This is a genomic window from Indolivaga alginatilytica (assembly GCF_003201355.1).
GTDB lineage: Bacteria > Bacteroidota > Bacteroidia > Bacteroidales > Dysgonomonadaceae > Dysgonomonas_A > Dysgonomonas_A alginatilytica.
This window is the reverse complement of record NZ_QICL01000001.1, coordinates 1-18,632: the sequence shown is the minus strand read 5'-3', so window position 1 is coordinate 18,632 and position 18,632 is coordinate 1. Positions and strand designations below refer to the sequence as shown.

The 18,632-nt window shown below is 37.3% G+C and carries 15 protein-coding genes and 1 tRNA gene; 13 read left to right on the top strand and 3 right to left on the bottom strand.

The annotated features are described in order from the left end of the window. Nucleotides 1-36: 36 nt before the first annotated feature. Together CLV62_RS00080 and CLV62_RS00075 are read right to left on the bottom strand one after the other, a co-directional pair. Nucleotides 37-1,545 (bottom strand): RagB/SusD family nutrient uptake outer membrane protein, encoded by a 1,509-nt coding sequence (locus tag CLV62_RS00080; RefSeq protein ID WP_110308747.1) that lies wholly within the window; start codon nucleotides 1,543-1,545, stop codon nucleotides 37-39. A gap of 11 nt (nucleotides 1,546-1,556) precedes the next feature. Beyond that, on the bottom strand, nucleotides 1,557-4,733 hold the full coding sequence (locus CLV62_RS00075) for a SusC/RagA family TonB-linked outer membrane protein (RefSeq protein WP_245903937.1): 3,177 nt from the start codon (nucleotides 4,731-4,733) through the stop codon (nucleotides 1,557-1,559). 479 nt (nucleotides 4,734-5,212) lie between these two features. On the opposite strand from CLV62_RS00075, the gene CLV62_RS00070 reads away from it, so the two are divergent. From CLV62_RS00070 to CLV62_RS00020, 11 genes are all read left to right on the top strand, one after another. After that, nucleotides 5,213-5,935: a FadR/GntR family transcriptional regulator gene (locus CLV62_RS00070; protein ID WP_110308745.1), complete on the top strand. Its 723-nt coding sequence runs from the start codon at nucleotides 5,213-5,215 to the stop codon at nucleotides 5,933-5,935. 29 nt (nucleotides 5,936-5,964) lie between these two features. After that, the gene (locus CLV62_RS00065) at nucleotides 5,965-8,088 is read left to right on the top strand and encodes an alginate lyase family protein (protein ID WP_110308744.1); all 2,124 of its coding nucleotides are present in this window, start codon (nucleotides 5,965-5,967) and stop codon (nucleotides 8,086-8,088) included. A gap of 91 nt (nucleotides 8,089-8,179) precedes the next feature. Beyond that, entirely contained in the window at nucleotides 8,180-8,530 is a 351-nt protein-coding gene (locus CLV62_RS00060) for a cupin domain-containing protein (protein ID WP_110308743.1), read from the top strand. 12 nt (nucleotides 8,531-8,542) lie between these two features. Beyond that, nucleotides 8,543-10,012, top strand: a complete 1,470-nt coding sequence (locus CLV62_RS00055) for an MFS transporter (RefSeq protein WP_110308742.1) — start codon at nucleotides 8,543-8,545, stop codon at nucleotides 10,010-10,012. A gap of 33 nt (nucleotides 10,013-10,045) precedes the next feature. Further along, nucleotides 10,046-10,798, top strand: a complete 753-nt coding sequence (locus CLV62_RS00050; RefSeq protein ID WP_110308741.1) for an SDR family NAD(P)-dependent oxidoreductase — start codon at nucleotides 10,046-10,048, stop codon at nucleotides 10,796-10,798. 363 nt (nucleotides 10,799-11,161) lie between these two features. Continuing rightward, on the top strand, nucleotides 11,162-12,055 hold the full coding sequence (locus CLV62_RS00045) for an alpha/beta hydrolase (protein ID WP_110308740.1): 894 nt from the start codon (nucleotides 11,162-11,164) through the stop codon (nucleotides 12,053-12,055). Nucleotides 12,056-12,407: 352 nt separating this feature from the next. Beyond that, nucleotides 12,408-12,481 (top strand) — tRNA-Arg (locus CLV62_RS00040). A 282-nt stretch (nucleotides 12,482-12,763) separates the two neighbouring features. After that, nucleotides 12,764-14,002, top strand: a complete 1,239-nt coding sequence (locus CLV62_RS00035; protein WP_110308739.1) for a site-specific integrase — start codon at nucleotides 12,764-12,766, stop codon at nucleotides 14,000-14,002. A gap of 5 nt (nucleotides 14,003-14,007) precedes the next feature. Then, entirely contained in the window at nucleotides 14,008-14,427 is a 420-nt protein-coding gene (locus tag CLV62_RS00030; protein ID WP_110308738.1) for a hypothetical protein, read from the top strand. A gap of 1 nt (nucleotide 14,428) precedes the next feature. After that, nucleotides 14,429-15,010 (top strand): ORF6N domain-containing protein, encoded by a 582-nt coding sequence (locus tag CLV62_RS00025; protein WP_110308737.1) that lies wholly within the window; start codon nucleotides 14,429-14,431, stop codon nucleotides 15,008-15,010. Between the two features lie 155 nt (nucleotides 15,011-15,165). Next, entirely contained in the window at nucleotides 15,166-16,251 is a 1,086-nt protein-coding gene (locus CLV62_RS00020) for a hypothetical protein (protein ID WP_110308736.1), read from the top strand. Nucleotides 16,252-16,428: 177 nt separating this feature from the next. Here the strand turns inward: CLV62_RS00020 and CLV62_RS00015 are convergent, their stop codons facing one another. After that, nucleotides 16,429-17,019 carry a hypothetical protein gene (locus CLV62_RS00015; RefSeq protein WP_110308735.1) on the bottom strand — a complete coding sequence of 197 codons (591 nt, stop codon included), beginning with the start codon at nucleotides 17,017-17,019 and terminating at the stop codon, nucleotides 16,429-16,431. 532 nt (nucleotides 17,020-17,551) lie between these two features. Here CLV62_RS00015 and CLV62_RS21445 point away from each other — a divergent pair. Then, nucleotides 17,552-18,091 (top strand): hypothetical protein, encoded by a 540-nt coding sequence (locus tag CLV62_RS21445; RefSeq protein WP_146212650.1) that lies wholly within the window; start codon nucleotides 17,552-17,554, stop codon nucleotides 18,089-18,091. Nucleotides 18,092-18,102: 11 nt separating this feature from the next. Continuing rightward, complete coding sequence (locus CLV62_RS00005) at nucleotides 18,103-18,513, top strand: PcfK-like family protein (protein ID WP_110308733.1); 411 nt, start codon at nucleotides 18,103-18,105, stop codon at nucleotides 18,511-18,513. Nucleotides 18,514-18,632: the final 119 nt, after the last annotated feature.

Here is an 18,632-nt window from a genome sequence, read left to right as displayed (position 1 = left end):
ATACCTGCAAAATGCAACGATAAATATTCTGCAGGATTAATATCCGGGATTTTGACTTGCATTAGTAGCAACAGATATTACGCTAAACGGAATAGGTAACAGCAATTGCCAAGAGTGTAGTTTTCTATCCGGTAAATACGACTCGTTCGACGGATTGGTATAATAAGCAATAATTGCTCCTGAATTGGCATTTCTGAACTCTTCGGTTTCGAAATGATTCTCCATCACCGAAACTAATTTATTGGTTCTTTGAAGATCAAAGAAGCGTTGGTTTTCAAGAGCAAATTCCACGCGTCTTTCTTTCTCCATTGCATTTCTGAACGATAGTTTGTTTGGGATTTCAGTCGTTGTTAATGAAGGTAATCCTGCACGGTTTCTGATTTGATTAAGATAAGGAAGTCCGGCAGAAGGTCCCGTTAATTCATTCTCAACTTCTCCTAACATCAAAAGAACATCGGCAAAACGAAGGATAGGCCAATCGTTTTCTGCATCGTACTTGGTTGCAACCTGCGACAGGTATTTTTTAGGGTAAGCAATATATACCGTACTTCCCACATTATCCCATGTCGCAGCCAATGTTACATCCTTTCTTGAATCGTTTGCTTCGTACGAGTTTAGTAAACTTTCGGTCGGGCAGTTATTTCCATCGCCGCCTGCTGTAATTACAAAGTCGAAACTATTGGCAGGAGCAAAGGAGCTGGCAAATGGCGAACCTAATCCTAAACCGCCGGCTTTATACCTTACCGTAAAAAGTATTTCCTTATTCATTTCATTTGAAATGCTGAATATATCTTTATACGAGGGTAGGAGCCCGTATCCTTTATTATTGTCCTTCACCTCAGCCAATAACACTTTAGCTTCATCAAAACGGCTGAGGGTTAAATATACTTTGGCAAGTAATGCTTTGGCTCCCCAAATATCAACACGCCCTTTTTGAAGGTCGGGATAACCTGCCGGTAGTTTGCTTACAGCCGTTTTTAAATCGTTTTCGATCAAAGCATATATATCTTCAACAGAACTTCTTTCACTTTTATTGGCTTCATCGATAGTGATTCTCTCTGTAACCTTAAACAGAGGGCCATACAGTCGCACTAAATTAAAGTAGTGATAAGCTCGGATAAAAAGGGCTTCTCCTTCAAACTGATCTTTTGTTGTAGCATCGGAAACTACATCAAGATATTTAAGCACCGTATTGCAGTTGGCAATATTGTGATAAACAGATTCCCAATACTCTTTATTGAGAGGATGGGTGGTTTCTACACGGAACATATCCATTGCATAGACGTTTTTACTGGTAACAGCCGTTGAATTATTGGCATAGCTGCGTGTATTGTCCGAACGTAATTCGGTCAGATACCATTCATTTTTAAGAGTTATCTGCATACCGTTGTAACAGGCTGTTACAGATTGATTTATATCTTCCGTATTTTTATAGAAATCGCCTGCACCGATTTCATCAATAGGATTTGTATCCAGAATATCGTTACAGCTGCCTGTTGCGAAAACAAGGCAGAATATGAATATATATTTCAGAATATTTTTCATGAGTTTGGATTTTAAAAATTAATATCGATACCGAAACTGAATGTTCTTTGCAGCGGGAATGCTCCTCGTTGATAACCCGAAATCAGTGGGCTGTCATATGGGCTCGATGTTAAGCGTGCTTCGGGATTTATTCCTTTATAGTCTCCCGTAAACCAATATCCCAGATTTTGGATAGATGTGAATACTCTCATTCTCGATAACATTGCTTTTTTGACAAACTTCTTCGGTAATGTATACCCGATAGTGATATCTCTCAAAGCAATATATGAACCGTCCTGAATAGCGTGGTCGGTAAGGAAATGGTCTATTCCATTGTTGAAGTAAGGTGTTTTACCGTCTCCGGGATTGTCTGCATTTACCCAGCGGTTAGTAACATAATTTCGGTTCCACTTGCGGGTTTCGTTGTAGTATTCGTCTCCGTTCCATACATCGACCCCCTGTGCACCTTGTACCAAAAACGAAAGGTCTATGTCTTTATACTTTAAGTTGTTGTTTATACCCCATGAGAAGTCGGGAAATGGATTTCCCAGAGGAACCATATCATTGTCGTCGATAACATTGTCTCCATTGGTGTTTTGGACTCTTAGTCCTCCCGGTGCATCGGTAAGGTGATGTGGATTACTGTCTATCTCCTCCTGACTTTTCCAAACTCCGATAGTTTTAAAGCCATAGAACTGAATGGTTGGGCCTCCTATACGTGAAATATACATTTCATTTCTTTCTCCTTGAAAAATAAGTTGAGGCGAACCTCCCAAATCTAAAAGCTTGTTATCGTTTTTCGAGAAGTTCAACGAAGTATTCCATGTGAAATCTTTATTCTGAACATTAAATGTTGTCATTTCAATTTCGATACCTTTGTTTCTTAGTTTTCCTTCGTTACTCCATCCTCTCAGATATCCCGAGATGGAATTTATATTCTTTGCGAACAATAAGCTTTTAGTTGTCGAATAATATAAATCGAGGTTAAGTCCTATTCTGCTATTGAATACCGATAAGTCCAATCCCGCATTATATTCGTTGGTTTGTTCCCATCTCAGTTTCGAATTACCCAAAATGAGCGAATTATTTGCTAAACCTGCACCTACAGTTCCATTGCCGGTACCCCAAATATAATTAGCCGATTGTAATTTGTCGGTATTGGCGTAATTTGGGATTGAGTTTGTTCCGGTAACACCGTAGCTGGTTCTCACTTTCAATTGATTAAGCCATGCGAAGTCGGGATTGTTTTTGATAAAGGCTTCTTCGGAAGGTCTCCAACCCAAAGAAATGGACGGGAACCATCCCCATTGGTTGTCTTTACCGAATTTCGAACTTCCATCCGTACGTATACTTGCCGACATCAGATAGCGGTCTTCATATGCGTATGTAAAACGGCTGAAATAAGAAACTAACGCATGTTCCTGCCTCCATGTTCCGGTATATTGATTTATTCCCGAGCTTGTTGTCTCGGATTGAACGATAGAGCCGGCTGCATTCAACGTTTGGATTCGGTCGGTAGAAAAGTTTATACCCAATATTCCGGCTTGCTTTTGGGTTGTTTTTTGTGCCGATGCTCCCAGTAATATGTTGATATCGTGCGATTTGTTTATTTTGGTTGCATAAGTCAATGTATTCTCCGTGATAAGGTCTATCAGAAGATTATTCTGATACAATCCTCTATTTGTCTCACCATCTTTGCGGGAAGCCTTGTTTCTGTATATATCAATATCATTGTATACGATATCAAACCCGTTGGATGTTTTAAAGTCCAGCCCCTTCATCAGATTAATGTTTAAGTATGCAGACGATTGCAGGCGGTAATCTTTCTGGAAGCTGCTTTCGTTGTCGAGAATCATTCTCGGATTGTGGTTTGCCGTATTAAAGGGTGAAGCTTTTATGGTACGCTCTTCTCCCGTTATCGGATCGGTAACTGTATAATTTTTATTATTGAAATGAGCTCCGTTGGCATAGCTTCCTTCTTCGTACCCTGTAAGGGCTGCTGTTTGAGCAGTATGTTTTACAGGCATCCATGAGGGGGTACGGTAGAAATCGATAAAATTAGTAGTAGGTCGTTGTCTGTTTGCATATGTAGGAGCGATATTCACTCCCAAGACAACTCTTTTCGAAAGATTAGCATCCACTTTAACCCTTATGTTCGTTTTTTCGTATTCGTTTTTGATCATTATGCCCTGATCTTTGATATGCGATCCCGATATATAATATTTAACGTCTTTGCTACCTCCTGATATCCCCAACTGTATGTTGTAAATATTAGCCGATCTAAGCCCTTCGTCTTGCCAATCGGTATTGTTTTCGATTGCTAAAAAAGCTAATTCTGCATCGGGTAGTTGCTTCGAACCTTTGAGCCGTTCTTCATTGGTACGCATATCCACATACTCTTTAGAGGTCATTATGGGATGTACTTTATAGGCACTTTTTGTTCCCCATAAAGTTCTTAAAGTGTACTTCGGTTTATTTATCGTACCTTGTTTAGTGGTGATCATAATAACTCCGTTTGCAGCACGTGATCCGTAAATAGCGGCCGAAGCGGCATCTTTAAGTACTTCGATACTTTCAACGTCATTCATATTAACAACTCCCAACCCTTCGGCAACAGGAAACCCGTCCACAATAATCAAAGGTTCTGCCCCCGCACTGATCGATCCCATGCCTCTTACCTTTACTTTGGGGGCTTCGCCTACTTCGGATGTTACATTCTGTATTTGTACTCCGGCGATTCTTCCCTGTAAAGCCTGATCGACGCGGGACGCGGGAATGTCTTCGAGTCCATCGGTTTTCACTTTGGTTATCGAACCCGTCAGGTGTGATTTTCTTTGTATACCATACCCAACCACAACTACTTCATCAAGCTGTTGTAAGTCTTCGGATAAGGTTACATCTATTTTTCGGTTATTTTCTACAGGGATTTCTCTGGAGACAAATCCTGTATAGGAGAATCTTAGTATAGATTTAGGGTTATCTATTTCAATCGTATAATTTCCGTCAAGATCGGTAATTGTTCCTTTAGATGTGCCCAATACATGAATGGCAACACCTATAAGAGGATCTTTATTGGAATCGATAACGGTTCCAGAGATACTCCCTTTCGAAGATTGTGCTGCAATATTCTGTGCACTAAGGCATAATAAACCTAATGTCAGCAGCATGAAGATCTTTGGGATAAGTAAAAAAGACCAGGTATTTTTCATGGTAATAATTTTAATGAAACGTCTAACTTTTAAACAGAATAATTTTTAGGTCAATATTGGTCTACCAATTTATAGCACTGCAAATAAGCGAATATTTTATAAACCCACAAGCGTTTTATTTAAAAAAAAGACAGTGGTATGATGTATGTATTTGATTGTAAGTGTATTAATGTGTTTATGTTATAAAGCATGTATCTAATTGGTGCGTGATGTTGTTACTTATCAAATATAATTATATAATTTTGGAAAACCAATCTGGTAATCCAATTTATAGCTTTTGGATTTTTCATATGGAGTAAAATGTGTATTAACAGGTAACAAATAAGTATTTATGACTGAAATTAGTTAATTTTGAATCGGAATTTTTAAGATTCTATTATTGAAAATATAATTTCTGTAAAAGAATTGGTCTTCCAAAAAAATATTTTGATTACCTAATACACATCAATTTTAATGTGTAGAATAATTTGAAACAAGCTATGGAAATAGAAAAAGTAGAAACAGATTCTGACAAAGACAAACCGGTAGACTTAATAATTGAGCAATTGAAAAGCTGGCTGAATACAGGTCAATTAAAGCCAGGGGACAGATTGCTTTCGGAACGAAAATTGGCAGAACAGTTTGGCGCAAGCAGATCGCATGTTAGAGAAGCTATTAAGAAATTAGAATTCTACGGGATTTTTAAAACACTGCCACAAAGTGGAACTTTTGTAGCTGCTCTGGATATTTCGGCTTTGGAGGGTCTTATATCTGATGCCTTGCATATCGAAACATACGATTTCTATTCGTTAGCCGAAACCAGATTATTGCTGGAAGTGAGCGCAATAAGATTATGTTGCGAGAGACGTACTGAGGAAGATTTGAAACTGATAGAAATGCGGTTAAGACTGTGTGATGCGAAAATCAGAGCAGGGGAGCCTGCCGTAGAAGAGGATCTTAATTTTCACAGACAGATAGCTACTGCATCTAAAAATCAGGTTTTAAAATCGATGATGTTGATTATAACCCCCGATTTGATGACTAATTACCGGAAGTTTTGGATTTGTGACAATAGCCGCAGACAAAACAGTTCGATAACAGCACTGGAGCACGAATTGATGTTTGAGTACATACGAAAACAGGATGCTGATGCTGCGGAGATAATAATGAGGCAACACTTGGCAGGGGTTATGGAGTTTGCGAGCCAACAGAAAGTTGAGTAGCTAAAATAGAACCTTAAAGAAAGAATACTGTGAAATTTAAATTGGTATATAGTAGTTTGATTGTATTTGCTTTACTTCTCATTTCTATGGGAGTGAGAAGTAAAGATCATCCTTGCCTGCTGCTTACTAAAAACGGTGTGCAGGATATCCGCAAAGGTATCGAAGGTAAATCGTTGTTCAACAAAACGCTGACGAAAACAAAGCTGGAGATGGATGCGGTTTTAGCACAACCTGTTGTTGTGCCCATGCCCAAAGATGCAGGAGGCGGATACACGCACGAGCGGCACAAAAAGAACTATGAAGAGATGCAGCAAATGGGTATTCTTTACCAATTGTATCAGGATGATAAATATGCGGCATTTGTGAAAAATATGTTGATGGAGTATGCTAAAATGTATCCTGCATTGCCATTACATCCCGTTCAGATGTCGAACTACCGAGGGAAACTTTTCTGGCAGGGGCTTAATGAATGTGTGTGGTTGGTGCATGTATCTCAGGCATACGATTGTATTTATGATTATCTGTCGCCCAAAGACAGGGAATATTTAGAGAAAAACCTTTTTTATCCGATGGTGAAATTTTTCTCCGAAGATAACAAAGCCACTTTCAATAAAATCCATAATCACGGTACTTGGGCGGTAGCCGCCGTAGGTATGATCGGTTATGTGATGAATGACAACGATCTGGTCGAAAAATCATTGTATGGATTATCTAAAGACGGAAAAGGCGGATTTATGCGTCAATTGGATGAGCTTTTTTCTCCTGACGGATATTTTACTGAAGGGCCTTATTATCAGCGTTATTCGATGCAACCATTTATAGTGTATGCACAGGCTATTCAAAACAATGATCCGCAACGAAAGATATTCGAACATCGGGATCATATTTTAGAAAAAGCGGTTGGTACATTATTGCAAATGGCAGATTCTAACGGAGCATTCTTTCTATTGAATGATGCCCTATACAAAACATGGAGAAATACCGAATTGGTTTATGGCACAGATATTATTTACAATATCACAAAAGATAAAACATTACTGAGTATAGCTGCAGACCAGAACAGGGTAATACTTACCGAGGCAGGTTTAGCAGTAGCCAACGATCTGTTGAAAGGAGAAGCTAAACCATTTCAGCAAAAAACAATTCTTATCCGAGACGGTGCCGATGGTTCACAAGGTGGACTCGGTGTATTGCGAATGGAGGATGGCGATAATCAGACTTGTGTATTGATGAAAGCTACTTCGCAGGGCATGGGACACGGACATTTCGATAAGCTGACTATTTCATTATATGACAATGGAAATGAAATACTGAAAGATTATGGTGCGGCTCGTTATGTAAATATAGAAGCCAAAAACGGAGGTCATTATCTGCCCGAAAACGATGCTTGGGCAAAACAAACTATTGCACACAATACGTTGACAGTAAATGAAACTTCTCACTATGACGGTAAGCTGAAAGTGGCTGAAAAATATGCACCCACGATAACAGGATTTGTTGACAAAGAAAATTACAAGGAGGTTTCAGCTACGGAAGAGAATGCTTATGAGGGGGTAAAGATGGAGCGTAATTTGATTATGGTGAAACCCGAAGGTGCAAAAAATCCTTTGATTGTTGATGTTTTCAAAGTAAAATCAATGACCGAACATCAATACGATCTTTCCTATTATTTTGCAGGACAATTGATGTCAACCGATTACGAGTATGATGCATTTACTACTTCTAGAGAGCCGTTAGGAACAAAAGAGGGATACCAATATCTATGGAAAGAAGCTTTGGGGAAAAGTAAGAAAAGTTCTGCAAGTATGACCTTTCTTAACGATTCACGGTTTTATACAATAACAACTTCAACGAATCCCGAAACATCGTTATTTCTAAACCGAATCGGAGCTAACGACCCTAGTTTCAACTTAAGAAATGAGCCTTCGTTTATGCTCAGAGATAGATCGAAAGACAGAACCTTTCTGACGATAATTGAGCCCCATGGCAATTTTAATGCAGATGCTGAAAAAACAAGCAGTTCGGCTTCTTATATAAAAGATATCCGTTTTACTGATGTTGATAAAACCCAAATCGAAATTCAGAAAATAAACGGTGATATAATTAAAGTAGATACAAGAAATAAAACTTGTGTAATAAAAAAACAGCAATAGATAGTCCACTCCACCTGTGGGTAGCCGGAGGGATTGCCCATATCAAATAAACAAATGAGGTCTAAGACCTTTAATCCTAAATATTAAAGATATGAAAAAGATAAAAAGTGCGCCGTTCTTTATTGGAACGGAAGAGAAAGTGTATGTCGCAGGAGAAGGTATAACCCGTCAATTTGTGGGTTATGACGATACGATAATGATGGTGAAAGTAATGTTCGAAAAAGGAGCTATCGGCTATCAGCACGAACATTTTCATGCACAAACAACTTATGTGGTTTCGGGTAAATTCGAAATGACAATCGGCACCGAGACAAAGGTATTGCAAGCCGGAGACGGATTCTATACCGAGCCTGATATTATACACGGATGCGTGTGTTTGGAAGCAGGTATTCTTATTGATGTATTCAGCCCTGTAAGAGAAGATTTTATAGCAACCATCTAACACCTCAATCTTATGAAATTAAAAGGATTGCGATGGTGGATTATCGGTCTGATTATGTTGATAACGATTATCAATTATCTTGATCGTGGTACGCTCAATTATATGTGGGTTGCTAATATTGAATATCATTTGGTAGATCAGGCTTCTGATGCTTTGGATGATAATACAGCCCGGTATCTTTCCGAACAAAACGCGTATAAGCTTGTAGCCAAAAATGGAAATGAGATTATACAAAATGCGGAGAATGTTGCATTCAAGAACGATGGGAAGATAGTTGTAAACAGAGAAGGTATTGCATACGATCTGGGTATGGTAGACGTAAATTCGTCACCCGAAGAATCGACAAAACAAGCCAAAGAGATACTGGGTACTATCACTATTTTCTTTATGATTGCTTATGGTATAAGCCAGCTGTTTTCAGGAAAATTGTATGATAAAATCGGAACAAGAAAAGGGTTTGCTATCTCGGTTCTCCTTTGGGGGACGGCTGATGCTCTTACATCGCTTGCCCAAGGGAAAATATCGTTGACGGCTTTCCGTATGATGCTTGGATTGGGTGAAGCTGGTCCATGGCCGGGTACAACCAAGAGTAATGCCGAATGGTTTCCGCAGAAAGAACGTGCTTTTGCTCAGGGATTATTTGGTGCGGCAGCCTCTATAGGATCTATTCTTGCACCTATCGTCATACTGATGCTATACATTTCTTTAGGCTGGAAAACTACATTCATTGTAGTTGGGGGACTGGGTATTCTATGGCTTATCCCTTGGCTTATCATCAACAAGAAAGGACCTAAAGAACATCCTTGGATTACAGAAGAGGAAAGGGAATATATATTAAGCGGACAACCCGAAGCCAATATGAAACCTGCCGACGATAAAGGTAAATCGTGGGGAGAATTATTAGCTAATAAGAAAAACTACTCGGTGATTTTAGGACGATTCTTTCTCGATCCTATCTGGTGGATGTTTGTCACATTCCTGCCTATGTATCTGGTAGATCAGTTCGGGCTGAATATCAAAGAACTTGCCTTTTCGGCTTGGATACCCTATGTAGGTGCTATGGTTGGCAGTTTATCGGGCGGTTGGTTCTCAGGATTTCTTATCAGAAGAGGAAAAACGGTTAATTATTCCCGAAAGATAGCTATGCTTATCGGAGGAGTAATAATAGTGCCTTCTGTTATTGCTTCGGTGATGGCTACAAATGCAGTGGTGGCAGTCGTATTGATGGCTTTGGTTTTGGGAGGCTTCCAATTCACAATGACTAATATTCAAACAATCCCGAGCGATTTACATTCGGGTAAATCAGTAGGATCATTAGCAGGCTTAGGTGGGGCATCTGCCGTATTGGGTACGATTCTGGCAATTCTATTTTCGGGACAGATCGAAAGCTGGCCGCTATTATTCGGTTTATTGGCTGCATTAGTGCCTCTTTCTTTACTCTCTATTTTTCTGACTATCGGAAAAATTGAACAAATAAAATAAACATTTTTTTAATCATAAAAAAAAATTAAAGCAATGAAATTAAAAGGAAAAGTAGCTGTTGTTACAGGTGGTGCAAGAGATTTAGGACGTGAAATCTCTTTGAAATTGGCTAAAGAAGGAGCAAAAGTGGTGGTAAACTACTTCGATAAAATAGAAGAAGCCGAAGAAACTAAATCTCTTATCGAAACAGTTGGTGGAGAGTGTATCATTGTACAAGGTGATATGACAAAAGCTACTGACGTGAAAAAATTGTTTGATGCAGGTAAGGAAGCTTTTGGCAGCAAACTCGATATTCTGGTGAATGTGGTAGGCGGTTTAGTGGGACGTAAGCAAATTACGGAACAGGACGAAGCTTGGTATGACTTCCTGATGGACGTAAACATGCGTAGCTGTTGGTTGTGTACCCGTGAGGCGGTTCCTTATATTACAGAAGGCGGTTCTATTATTAACTTCTCGTCTTTGGCGGCTCGCGATGGCGGAGGTCCCGGTGCTTCTATGTATGCTACGGCAAAAGCTGCGGTTATGACATTTACCCGCTCTATGGCAAAGGAACTTGGTCCAAAAGGTATTCGTGTGAATGCGTTGGCTCCGGGAACTATTGCAACTTCTTTCCATGACAGATTCAATACTCCCGAAAACAGAGAGAAAATGAAAAGCGTATATCCTCTTCGCCGCGAAGGTGATGCAGGCGATGTTGCCGATCTTGTTGCATTCCTTGCAGCGGATGATTCGGATTATATTACAGGAACGAACATCGACATCAACGGTGGTATATTCTTCTCGTAACTAATATTTTAATTCCACCAATGCCATATAGGGTTGGTGGAATTATTTTTTGCAGAGAGTGCAAGAATACTACATAGATAAAACGGTGTATAATTTATCTATACTTCGGAAGTAACAACCTCATTGAATAAAGCAGAAAATAAGAACAGTCTGAAAGGTGTTACTTTTGTCACTTTTGTTACTTTTTATGAGGTTAGTTATTGATAATGAGTTCTCTGAAAAGTGACACTTGTACCAAGTAAAGAGTGTATTTTGTTACCTTATTTGTATACTTTGTAACATTTGTATCCATATTGTATACTAATTCTGCTTATCAGGCAAACTAGCCAAAAACAGGTCTGTAAATTTTAAAACCTTATAGTTATGAAAAATTTATTTCTATTATTAACTTTCGTCTGTTTTACATTCTCTCTTTCTGCTCAGAAAGTCAAATATATCGATACCCAATACGGTGTATCGATGCCCGAAAATTATACCGCAAAAACAGATGTAGTATATAAAACAGTAGAAGGGTGGGAGGGTAAGATGGATTTGTACCTGCCTCCTAACCTCGGAAAACCGACTCCTGTTATAATCAATATTCATGGTGGAGGATGGAATCACGGAAGCAAAGACCAACAAACAGGTTTTACCTCATTCTTCAAAAAGGGAATGGCTGTGGCAAACATAGGTTACCGTTTGGTGGATGTAGCTCCTGCTCCTGCCGCTATTGAAGATGTAAGATCGGTGTTAATCTATTTGATAAAGAATGCAAAAATATTAAATATAGATACCGATAAGATAGTAATAATGGGCGGATCAGCCGGAGGACATTTAGCTCTTTGTGGAGGTTATATTGCTGATAATCCGATTTTTGATACAGACAGGGGTAATTTGAAAAACATTAAAGTAGCAGCTGTTATCAATAAATATGGTATTGCTGATATGGTTCCGTTTTCAACAGGAGATAAAGCTTATAAATCAGCAGTAAGATGGTTAGGTGATGAATCCGGAAATATTGAGTTTATGAAGTCGGTTTCGCCCGTTACTTATATCAACAAAAAAACTCCTCCAACTTTTATTGTTCATGGCGATGCCGATCCTATTGTTCCTTATTCTCAGTCTGTAGAGTTGTATAATGTATTGAAAAAGAATGGTGTGAAAATCGAGTTTATGACTGTTAAAGATGGAGGGCACGGCAAATTCAAGGATGAGGATAAATCGAAATTAAGTAAGGCTATTATTGATTTTCTAATTGCCCAGAATATAATTGATTAAGAAAATAACAAGCCTTTTAAATAGCGACGATTAGACAACAGGTAAATAATATGATCTGAAAGTATGGTCAGCTATTTATGTCTGATCAAACAGATGTATATTATTTAATCATCAGAAATAAAGCCAGATGTTAAAATTTTGTATTTCAATCTTAATATTCTATGCCTATATTGAGAAGAAAGAATATTTCTAAAATTTATAATTATGATTTATTTTAATCTAATTAATTTATCTATACCATACTATAGAGTTCGTGAAATTATTTCTTTGTTTAATATCAATATTTTTTCGTTTTATATTTTCTTTTTTAATAAAAATACCTATCTTTGCACTCGCTAAACCGAAAAGGTGAGGTCCGGTAGCTCAGCTGGATAGAGCATCAGCCTTCTAAGCTGAGGGTCCTAGGTTCGAATCCTAGCCGGATCACTGAAAGATCAGAAACTAAGCGACTTATTTCTGACAAAACAAGACAAAACTCTCTAAGATAGATTCTTAGGGAGTTTTTTTATTCTCTCCCTCAGACATAATCAGTCATTTAAATGCCGATATCAGACAGTCATTCGTTACGGATTCGTTACGGATTTCGCCAAAGACAAAAACCGTAACGATTAAGATTGTAAGCTTCTCATTTGTCGATTATTGGCAGTCGTTTGTCTCCCTGACTTCTAACAATTAATTCTAGTTTTGAACACTAAAAAATGATGTGTTATGAATGTTATGAAGTCAACTTTTCGTGTATTGTTTTACCTCAGAAAAAATGAAGTGAACAAATCCGGTAATTCTTCGATCATGGTCAGAATTACAGTAAATGGAGAAAAAGTACAATTCAGCTCCAAGTTGCAAATCAAACCCGAGTTTTGGGATACCAAGAACGGGAAAGCACTCGGACGGAGTGTTGAAGCAATGAACACTAACCGTTTGTTGGATGCTATCAGTGTAAAAGCAAATGAGTTGTACCACAAGCACCTGAGCGAATACGGTTACGTCCTACCCGAGAAAATAAAGAATATTATTTTAGGAATCGATACCGACCGTAGGAAAATGCTCCTAGAGCATTTTGGTGAATACAATGAGTTCTATGTATTAAAAATAGGTAAAGACACCTCATTGATTACCGCCAACCGCTATAAACTGACGAAACTTCGTTTGCAGGAATTCCTAAAGACAGAGTATAATCTTTCGGATATTCCCGTATTTGAGTTGACTCCCATTTTTGTGGAGAAGTTTTTCCTATTCCTTAGAAATACCCACAGTTGCAGCAACAATACGGCTCTGAAATTTATTCAGCGGTTCAGGGCAGTCTTTTACTACATTAAGGACACCGGAGCAGATATTAAGATAAACCCTTTTGGCAGTTTTAGATTCCGTACGACTAAGGTTGTTCGTGAGGTACTTTCCCAAGAAGAGATTGATGTGATATACAGAAAAGAGTTCCTGACGGAAAGACTAACCTTGGTAAGGGATATGTTTATTTTTATGTGCTATAGCGGGTTGTCGTACATAGATGTAGCACGACTGACAGAAGATTCTGTAAAAACGGCTTTTGACGGACACAAATGGATAATGATTCAACGGCAAAAGACCAGTGTACCATCAAATATCCGTCTGTTGGAAATACCGAGGGAGATTATGGAGAAGTATAGAGGGCAACAAACCAATGGTAAATTATTTCCTATCTGCTCCAATCAAAAGATGAATGAATACCTGAAGGAAATCGCAACTATCTGTGGTATAGATAAATGCGTGACCTGCCATATTGCAAGACATACTTTCGGAACGACGGTTACGCTCGCCAACGGTGTACCTATTGAAACAGTATCGAAAATGCTCGGACATACCGATATAAAAACCACGCAGATATATGCCAAGATAGTTGACCAAAAGCTAAGTTCAGACATGGATAGTTTAGCTAAGACCTACAAAAGAAAAAAATACACTAATAAATAAGCCTTATGGAAACAGGATATATCAAATTTTCAAATGTAGAAACTGATAAGCCCATCATCGAGGTAAAACTCGTTGATGGTACAGTTTGGATGACAGTAAACGAAATAGCGGAATTGTTCGGGGTTTATACCCCGACAATCTACAAACATCTAAGAGGGATGTTCAAGGATAATTTACTGCGGGAAAGAGAAGTAACCAAAGAATACACATATTCAGCTTTAAATGGTGGCGAGTACATACGGGTATATTATAACCTAGAGGTAATTATCTTTTTATCATTTCGTATTCAATCGATTTATATCAAAGTTTTTCGGGAATGGGTACTCAATGCCTTTTGCGAATATAGCCGGAGAAAGAAAGAGCATGAAGTTATTGTGATATTCAATACTAAAATGGACGAGTATTCACTTAAAACGTTGAATTGATATGGAACTGCAAGTAATACAGAATAAGATATTCGAAGTTCGGGGCTTACGAGTTATGGTTGATTTTCATTTGGCTGAACTCTATGATGTAAAGACAAAGGTATTGAAGCAAGCCGTAAAACGTAATGTATTGCGTTTTCCATCCGATTTCATGTTCGAATTAACTGATAATGAATGGAGTGAACTGGTCACAAATTGTGACCGGTTACCCAAAACTCTGAAACATAGCTCTGTCAACCCGATGGTTTTTACCGAATCTGGTGTAGCCATGTTGTCGAGTGTGCTTAGAAGTGAAATTGCCATTGAAGTAAACATCTCTATTATGAGAGCTTTTGTTGCTACACGTAAGTATTTAGCTGATTATTCCTCTATTTCCAAAGAAATAGAGAACTTATGGAAACATCTCAGGACTCTGGAGACATATAGCGAGGAAAATCTAAAGGCAATAAATGATTTGAGTGAAGATAATCAAAATGCCTTTGATGAAATATACATTGCTCTTTCGGAATTGGCAAACAAGCAAAATAAAATAGAAAGCAAACCTCGAAAGCGTGTCGGATATGTACAAGATGATATAGAATAATGGACTTAATATTTTTTGCAACCTACCGTTAATTTTCTATTGCCTTTCTATAAATCACTTATATTAATCCTATATATCAAGTTCAGTTGTTAAGTAATACTTGACAACTGAACTTTTTTATTTTATTTTATCGCATAATATTAAAATATAAAAGCATGGAACAGACTAAATTCAGGAGAGAAGAGCTATACAACTTGGTATGGAAAGAAACTGCATCCAAACTATCGATCAGATTCAATATTACAACAATTGATTTAAAGCGAATTTGTGAAAAATTGGCTATTCCTCAACCTAAAAATGATTATTGGACAAAAATTAAATTTGGCAAACAAGTGATACAGACTCCTCTGCCCGATTTTTCAGGGAAAATAATTGAAGTTGACTTTAACAATCTAGAATCATTTAATGATGAAGATATTTCTACTAGAGCCAAAATTAGGCAAAAAGAAAAGGAAGTATTAAAGGATAAAAGAATAAATCTGAAAGTACCACAAACAGTAAAAAACCCTATCCCTTCTATTCAGAAGTTCAAACAACCTGAATATAGGATATCTTCCTTTGGTGATTTTTTAGCAATAAGAACTTCCAAACCATTAGAGTCAAGAGCTCTGAGTATAATGGATACTTTTATTAAAGCTGTAGAAATAAGAGGACATAAGGTAATGCATAAAAATGGAGAAACATACTTTTATTATGAAAGTAACACAAGATACTGGTGTACCATAAGTTTAATTGAAAAATCCGATCAACAAATATCTAATGATGCTTCTTGGACCAGGCATAATTTAGTATATAATGGGAAATTAAGCTTTAGATATGGGATGTTTTCTGTATATAAAGAATGGATTGATTCAACAGAGACTCTTATTGAAGAAAGATTGGGACATATAATTGCTTTTCTAGAGGTTAAAGGGGAGAATGATAAATTAGAACGCATGGCCCAAGATGCAAAACAGGCTATAGCCGATCAAGAAAGGTTAGTCGAAAAAGAATATGAAGCCAGAAAAAAAGAAGAATTGAAGAAATTTAAAGAGTTATTTTCTTTAGCAGATCGATTACATAAAACTAAGATACTTCGATCATATATAGACGAGTATCTGGTTAATATAGAAAAACATAATCTATGGACTAAAGAAAGCTTGGAGTGGGTTGCTTGGGCTAAAAGTAAAATAGACTGGTATGATCCATTCATTGAAGCAGAAGATGATGTGTTGAAAAATATCGATAGGTCAATTTTTTAATCATATATGAAAATAGTTATTCATTTCAGACACACATGGATTGTTGAGCCTGCCTAATGCGGATATGATTATTCATGGAGACAATATTTCTAATTTGGCATAAAAATGAAATTGAGGGTTTTATTCAATGGTTTTCTATTCTTAGTCGACCTCACTGAACGCATAGCTATAGTTCTATTATTTTCCCTTGATTTTATTTAAATGTTTTATCAGGCGATCAAAATACATTTCAAAGGATTCTCCCGGTTCCATAGGAAAAGTTTGGAGAGATAATACGAAATTATCTAACAATTTGTCGTATTCTTTGAATTGATATTTCATCAAACTCTCATCACCTGTTTCCCAATAATGACTTTCATCTCTAACTTTAAAATCTTGCAAATAATTTTCATCTAGATATTTGAGAAGATGAATTACCAATTGGTGGACTATAACTCCAGCATATTGAGTCTTTGTAGAAACTATGAAAACGGATGCTTTTTCTGACTCATTTTTAGAGTCCTTGAAGAAGTATACTCGGGAGGGACAAACTATTTGCCCATTGGATAGAAAAGTCAATGATATGCTTTCACTTTCAGGAGGAGTGAAAGTGATACCATATATAGCCTCGTAAGAAATATTCTCATCAAAAGTATCATTAGGAAATTTACTCTCATGGATACGATATTTCCAACCATAAATATTAGAAATGTCTTTAACCTCCTCAATCAGTGAATATAATGATTCAGGTGTCTTGATTCGACCACTATAATGTATTGTTAATCCCATAATGATATCTTCAAATAATTATCAATTTTACGTTTTATGAAACCAAACTTATAGAAATGCTCCTTTTCTTGCATTAAAAACTTTACTTAATTTAATATACAATTATAGTTATTGTTTTCAGTTATAGAATTTCTCGCTATTCTGTACCATGCCTATGGTTTTGACAATACGATCGGCTTTGGTCTGTTCTGTTTTCATATCCTAAGAAGTTGAACCCTTTTTACTATTCAGGTTTATCTGTATCCAAACAGATGAACACTCTACAAATCTAATACATATCATCCATTTAGCAAAACTTCATTTCTTCATCTAGTCCCTATTATTGTAATAAGAATCCTGCGACCCTCTTTTTCGTTTGTTCTGTAATTTACAGCGGAAATATACACTATTACTGAATATTCCTGCTGCATCACACAACTATCCTCTTCAAAGACAGTCTCGGATTTTGAACCAAGCGTACCTCGTGTACCCTTGATTTAAAAAACTCATCTCCTTCTTATTGATATGGTCTAAACCATATATTTTGAAATGATTGATTATTGCATTTCTTTTTCATTTCTCCTATAATCATTCCTCAATTCTTCCTTTATCCAAAGTCGGTCATTTGTCCATAGAGCAAAGGTATGATGGTGTTTTTGTCATAGATATTCCGCTTCGCATTTTTCGTGAAAATCTTCCTCTTTCCCTTTGGGCGAGCGTATTTATCTCAAAAAAATATCCCTGTCAAAAATCACAATACCTCTTGTTGCTCTATGAAACAAAAATGACCGACCTGTCGGATGCCGCAGAAGAAAAAAAAGTCATGATTATGAGAAACGAAAAAGAAAGAATGAAACAAAATGACGCTCCTGCCGGAATTAACATAAAATTGTGTCTGAGAGTGGCTCTATTAGCGTTGTGTGCGTGGTTTTTCTACAAAATCGGTGCATCGGCAATCTGTGTAATTGGAGTGTATATACTTCTTCGCAGTGTGCTTAAAATCATTCGCCTGTCAGTCAGCATATTCTTTTCAATACTCTCAGTCATGGTACTGATGACAATTCTCTCCCTGATTCTGGTATTAATCTTTTAAAACTTCCAACTATGAAATCAACCGATCATTTCAAGAATACTATAAAAGCCTATTTAGAAGAACGAGTAGCAAGCGATACACAATTTGAATGGGTATATACAAAAGAGAACAAGAACATCGAAGATTGCATCACCTATATTTTGAATGCTGTTCAAAAAAGCGGTTGCAACGGTTTCACAGACGAAGAAATATATTCGTTGGCAGTGCATTATTACGATGAAGATAATATCGAAGTGGGCAAACCTGTAAATTGTGGCGTTGTGGTTAATCACACAGTAGTTTTGACCGAAGAAGAAAAAGAAGAAGTACGTAAAGAAGCTATCCAAAAAGCACATAACGAAGCCTATAACCGAGCGATGCAACCCAAGAAGAAAGCCAAACGAGTAGAAATAAATAACCAACCAAGTCTATTTGACTTTTAAAATGGCAGCAATATGAAACCAAAGAATAAATTCCAACAACAAATCGTAGAGGCAAGCAAAACCTTACCATCTATTACTAAAGAGCAAATACAATGGGGCTATGATAATGCCATCAGCTA